General features: G+C 66.6%; 4 protein-coding genes. All 4 read right to left on the minus strand.

From position 1 onward, the window contains the following. Window positions 1–900, minus strand: a 900-nt coding sequence (locus FREUN1FDRAFT_RS37515) for a PAS domain-containing protein (RefSeq protein WP_006545656.1), incomplete at its 3' end; no start/stop codon positions are given. Between the two features lie 629 nt (window positions 901–1529). Next, on the minus strand, window positions 1530–2645 hold the full coding sequence (locus FREUN1FDRAFT_RS37520) for an ABC transporter ATP-binding protein (RefSeq protein WP_006545657.1): 1116 nt from the start codon (window positions 2643–2645) through the stop codon (window positions 1530–1532). Window positions 2646–3237: 592 nt separating this feature from the next. After that, on the minus strand, window positions 3238–5652 hold the full coding sequence (locus FREUN1FDRAFT_RS37525) for a GH32 C-terminal domain-containing protein (RefSeq protein ID WP_006545658.1): 2415 nt from the start codon (window positions 5650–5652) through the stop codon (window positions 3238–3240). 34 nt (window positions 5653–5686) lie between these two features. Next, on the minus strand, window positions 5687–6110 hold a 424-nt coding region (locus FREUN1FDRAFT_RS37530; RefSeq protein ID WP_006545659.1), incomplete at its 5' end, for a hypothetical protein.

A 6110-nucleotide genomic window follows, 5' to 3' on the forward strand; every position in this document is an offset into this window, starting at 1 on the left:
GGTCGTGATCTCGGCGCTGGCCGCCAGCCAGGCCCGGCCCCGCTCTGCCCGCTGGCAGAGCGTGCGTGCTTCTCTCTCGGCCCGGCGCAGGTCGCTGATGTCGGTGAAGACGAGCGCGAGCATCTCCTCACCACCCCGCAGCCAAGGGATCACCGTGATCCGCATCGACCGGGCGAGACCGTGCTCTCCCCTCAGGTCAAGATCGCCGACCTGGGTGTGGTGGGTGCGCAACGCGGCCGCGATCATCCCCCATTCGCCGTCCAGCGAGCGCTGGTGCGAGCCAGCCGGCGACAGCCGCTCCGTCAGCTGAGCGAGACGGTCTCCGACGAGCTGGGGCACACCGGCGATCTCGTCGATGACCGGTGAACCACGCCACAGCCGCAGGTCGGCGTCATAGACCGCCACCCCTACCGGCAGCTCGCCTGCGGGTACCCCGGCAGACACCAGTTCCAGCAGCGCGGCGTGCTCCCCGATGGTCTTCTCGTCGCGGCGGGCGGCAGTGACGTCCAGGATCGTCCCGATGTTGCCGACCACCGCGCCGGCCGTGTCCCGCACGACGGTGGCTCTGATCTGGACCCGGCGGTAGCTTCCGTCCCGGGTCCGATAACGGGTCTCGTGGTGACAGTGGTCGGCACCACCCGCGACTGCGCTCATGAACAGCGTGGCGGTGTATTCGACCTCGTCAGGGTGGACATAGTCCAGGAACCGGGCTCGCAGGCTGGTGGCGATGTCGAAACCGGTCAGGGTCGTCCACGCCCGGTTCAGATAGGTCCAACGGCCCTCGGCATCAGTCCGGAACACCACCTCGCTCAGAGAATCCAGCAGATCCTCGGCATCGCAACAGCGGGCCGTATCCTCACCGTGCCCCGCCCCGGTCCGCCACGAATCCTGGCGCCGCATAGCCCTCCTTGATCCAGACGTCACAGACGGTCCCTTCCCCACAACAGCGGATCCCCTCACGCCGGCGGGCTGGCTCGGCCCGCCGAACGTCCCCGACCGGGAGCATCTGCCGACCAGCGGCCGGCGGAAACACCCGCAAAAACCTGACGCGGTCCCACGCCCCACCCGCCGCGTAGCTGACGCGCCACAGCCCCGACAGCCCTTCTATCTGGCCTTCCGCCCATCATCCAGGCACCTCAGATGCACAAATCACATCCATGCAGCACGTGCATCAACCGTCCACTGCCACGACACCGCAGACCACACGCGGCCACGCACACCGCATCCCACTCGAGACCTGCAGCCGTACCCCGACCCCTGACGGCCGCCTCGACGACGAGGCCTGCTCAGGCCCCGACAAGGCGGACGCCACGCCGGCCCAGACAAGTCCGGATCGTCACGCGGCTCGCCCCAGTGGTGCCGCCTGCAGGGCGACCACGCCACGCGAGAGCGCCGCACCTCTGCGGCTGCGGCGCATAACCGCCCGGGCCCTGGATGCCCGCCACCAGCTAAATACTCCGGGAGTGGACCGGTACGTCCCACGAAGGAAAACCGCCATGGGACGTACCGGGAATGCACCGACAAGGGGCTCAGCCCAAAAGCCGCTGTCCAGTCTTCGTGGAGAACACGTGAAGCGCTCCTTCGCGTAGGCGCAGCCGGACTTTCTCACCTCTCCGGGGCACGTTTCGAGGAGCGACCCGTGCGATGACGGACGTGTTCCGCGTGCCTTCGTTCCGCTGGCCCTCTTCGGTTACGATCATCGTCCCGTAGAGGTACGCGTCGGCGCCGAGCTCCTCGACGAGGTCGACCGTCACGGCGAACCCCTCGCCGTCACCGCAGACGTCCAGTCCTTCGGGACGGAAGCCCAGCGTCACCGTGGTGGAGCCCTCGTCCGCCGCGGCCTGCACGGTCTTCCGCGGAAGCGGGACCACCGCCTCGCCAATCCGCGCACCGCCGTCCCGCAGCGGCACCTCGGTGACAGTCATCGCGGGCGAGCCGATGAAGCCGGCGACGAAGACGTTGGCGGGCCGCTCGTACAGGGCGAGCGGGGTATCGACCTGACACAGGCGGCCATCCTTCAGGACGGCCACCCGGTCGCCCATGGTCATGGCCTCGACCTGGTCATGGGTGACGTAGACCGTGGTGATCCCGAGACGCCGCTGCAGGGAGGCGATCTGGGTCCGGGTGGACACCCGCAGCTGGGCGTCGAGGTTGGACAGCGGCTCGTCCATGAGAAACACCTGCGGCTCCCGGACGATGGCCCGACCCATGGCGACGCGCTGACGCTGCCCGCCGGAGAGCGCCTTCGGCTTCCGGTCGAGGTAGGGCTCGAGGTCCAACAGCTTCGCGGCCTCGGCGATCCGCCGCCGGCGCTCCTCCTTGGAGACACCGGCGATCTTCAGCCCGAAGCCCATGTTCTCGGCCACGTCCATGTGCGGATACAGCGCGTAGTTCTGGAACACCATGGCGATGTCCCGGCTCTTCGGCGGGAGATCGGTGACGTCACGATCACCGATCCAGATCCGGCCGGAGTCCACCGGCTCCAGCCCGGCGAGCATTCTCAGCGAGGTGGACTTCCCGCACCCGGACGGGCCCACGAGGACGAGGAACTCCCCGTCGGCGATCTGGAGATCCAGCGTGTCCACAGCAGATAACGACCCGCCGGGATAGTTCCTCGTCGCCTTGGCGAATTCGACAGTTGGCATTGTTGCACACCTTTCACCGGCAGGAACGTGCCGGACGATCCGAGTGAACGGAGCCGCCAGGAATGGGGACCTTGGCAATTCAAATTAAGCTAGGACGCCGGTGTCATTATGTCAACGGGTCATTGCCGACGACAATTCGTCACGCTCCGTACCCATGACGGAGTGCGAACTCCGCTTGGCGGCGTGCGACGGCGAAGGTGCGGAGCTCAGCTGGTACTCGAGTATGTTGAGCTCACGCGCGCGTCGGCGATCGGACGGGATGCCTCGATCGCCATCCTCACAGCTTCGTATTTGAGCTCGTGAAAACTTCCTGTGCTTCTGCGTCAACTATTTTCCCCTTCCGTACTACCCCTGTTCTAGTAGGGGCCCTTGTCCGGAAGGAACGCGGCACTTCAAAGCTGGGGTTGTCGATCGTGGGTGGTGCAGCAGCTTGTGCCACCGGTCAAAGCAAGGACCGCGCTGATCCTCACAATGGGCGGGACGCGTTCGCGTCATCGTACCAATGAAGACATGTCGAGTATCCCCTTGATATGCCATGAGAGGTGGAGGGGCCGGCGGCCGGCCCGGCATGGCCGGCCGCCGGTGTGTCAGGTCAGGAATGCGTCGTCGACTCCGGCCCGGCGGATTGGAGCTGCCAGACGTCGACGTGCGTGAAGCGGGTCGCGCCGCCTTCCGAATACAGCGCCAGACCGGTGCTCGCTGCCGCACCGTCAGCTCTCCGGCTCGTGGGGTAGATCCGGTTCGAGAACGCCGCGGCGTCGTTGATGAACACGTCGATCACAGAGTGGTCGATGAAGATGTGGAACGTCCGGGGCTTGCCGAAGGCGGCCACGTCGTAGGTGCCGCGTAGCAGCACGGCCTCCTCGTTCTCGAAGTTGTGGCTCGAGCGGGTCTTGTCGATCACTAGGTGGCCGTCTTCGTAGTAGATTTTTGTGATTTCCGCGCCGTCGGGCGAAGTGCCGATGTACAGGCCGTACCGTGTGCCGGTGGCGCCCGGGTCAATCTGGGCAACAATCTCCACCTGGTTGCCCGACGCGGCGAGGATGTGCACCCCGGTCACGACAACGTCGGACTCCGTCTGCGGCGATCCGGCCCGCAGCGTCGTGAGCTGGGCGAGGGCCCGCTGACCGAGGGTGTGGCCGTCGTCGAGCAGGCGCCACTCGCGGGGCACGCTGAACGTGTGCGCCCAGCCCAGGTCGAGCTGCATCCGTGAACTGGAACGCTCGTCGACGATGCCGATGGCCACGGGGTTCCCGTTCGGACCGCGCGCGACCGTCGGCGAAAGGTGGCCGTGGATCACGTCGAGGGGCTTCGGCTGCGTGTAGTCGGGGGTGAACTGGCTGCCGTCCCACGTCCCCGTCCAGTAGACGGATCGCGTGTAGGGCTCGGTGAGCTTGGACACGGACCTCCCGATCGGGCTGACGATGAGGACGTACTTGTCCTGCCCTCCGTGAGTACCGATCTTCTCGAAGACCGGCATCTCCCAGATCGCCGAGCCGATGTCCATCGACCCGAACGGGATCGTGGAGAACGGTCTGGCCGCCCGCGTCCACTGCCCCTGGATATCCTGGGCCGTGTAGTGCTCCACGGCCCCGCCGGAGTCGGTCGCCGCACCGATGATCATGTGCCAGGTGTTGCCCTCCTGCCAGAGGTACGGGTCCCGGAAGTCGGCGACGTGCGCCGGGGCGTTCTTGTCGATGAGCCCGGCCTCCGCCTTTGTCCAGCTCACCAGGCCAGGGTCGGTGCTGGACGCGCGCGCGATACCTGGGTCGAAGGGGCCGCCGAAGTTCACCGTGGTGAAGAACGCATGCGCGGTGCCGCCCACCGACACGACGTCGCCGGACCAGATGCCCTTTGATCCTTGTGCCGTCAGGCCGTTCCCAGCGATTGCCCCCAGCCTCGCCTCACGGTCGTTCAGCTCCGGGTGCAGCGCGTCGGGCAGGTTTGTCCAGTGCACCAGGTCCGTGCTGGTCATGTGGCCCCAGTGCATCTGCCACTTGAACGGGCCATTCGGTGTGCGCTGGTAGAACATGTGGTATTTACAGTCGTGCCTGACCAGGCCATGCGGCTCGTTGGTCCAGTTGGCCGGAGGCATCGCGTGGTACCGCGGCCGGAGGATGTCGTCCGCGAACCGTAAATCGGTCACCTGGAGTGCGACGTCCTGCGCCGGGCTCGCACCGGCGATCCCAGCGGCGTACTCGGCCGTGAGCGTGGCGGCACTGCGCGCGACGGCGTAGATCCGCGTGTCGTCGTACGCCGCGTTGAGCGCGTTGATGAGAAAGACGCCGGTCGTGAGGTCCTTGCTGGCCTTGCCGATCACCAACGGTGCACTGGCGGCCTGCTCGAACAGTGTCCCGGCCGGGATAGCGACCCTAGCCACCTTCGGCCCGGCGACATCATCCAGGTGCAGCCGCAGTTCCCGAGCCTCGCCGTCGACGACGGCGGCGATCTGCACCCACTCATACAGCGGGAACAGCCACGGCGCCTTGACCGTGCGCCACTGCCCGCCGACGTGCGCCGTGAACCACCACTCGCCGTACGTGTTGATGGCGATGTCAAACCCTGCGTTGTCGGACCTCTGGTAGATGATCGATGATGGGGTGAGGTCGTCATACGGCCGCTCGCTATCCGAGGGATAGCTTTCGAGTGCGATCCACGTCTGGACCGTCATCTGCGACGTGAGCGGCGCGGTGAACTGGCCAGTCGCCCAGGTCGAGAAACCGTCGGTGCGTAAGGCACTGCCATGCACGCCCGGCACTCGCTCGGCCGGGTTGTTGGTGACGTGGACGTCGAAGGTCGCCTGGCTGATCTCGTCGAGGATCGTCGCCGAGCCGTTCGGCTGTTCGTACGACAGCCGCAGGACAGGGTCACCGGTGGCGGCCCGCGCGGGGCGGAAGAGCGCGCCCGTCGCGACCATGGCGCCAGTCACGGCTGCGCCCTGCAGGAAGGTCCGCCGGCCTAGCCGGGGCAGGTCGTGGGTCGGTCGTGGGCCTCGGTCTTCCACCATTGGAATCACCTTTCGCCGTGTCGCGGGGATGTCGTCAGAGGGTTGTGCTCTGGGGCGCGCCGCCGGTGCTGCTCTCGCAGGGTCTGGTCGATGTTTCGGTCGACCTTTGCCCAGCCGCGTGGTCGATGACGTAGGCGATGTTGTCGACCGAGCCTCTATCGTGTGCCGACGTTCCGGAGCCTCCGTCGAAGGACGAGTTCACCGCGCCATCGGTCAGATTCCTGACGTCGTCGACGTTGAGGTGTCCGGTCGTTGAGTTATCGACAAGCCGGAGACGGACCGTCTTCCCGCTGTGCCCGGGGAGGTCGAGGACTACTTCCTCATAGGTCTCATGGGAAGTACCGACGCCCACGCGGGCAAGTTCCTGGCCGTCGGCGTCCGATTCCACCGCGACGTAGACCTCAGGATCGTCCGTCCCGCCGAGCAGGAGCCGGATCTCCTCTCCGCCTCCGACGACG

The sequence above is a fragment of the Parafrankia sp. EUN1f genome (genome assembly GCF_000177675.1).
Classification (GTDB): Bacteria; Actinomycetota; Actinomycetes; order Frankiales; family Frankiaceae; genus Parafrankia.

What these genes read in the sequence shown, in the direction of transcription:
- FREUN1FDRAFT_RS37520 (WP_006545657.1), bottom strand. Translation starts at nt 2,645, where the DNA reads ATGCCAACTGTCGAATTCGCCAAGGCGACGAGGAACTATCCCGGCGGG.
- FREUN1FDRAFT_RS37525 (WP_006545658.1), bottom strand. Translation starts at nt 5,652, where the DNA reads ATGGTGGAAGACCGAGGCCCACGACCGACCCACGACCTGCCCCGGCTA.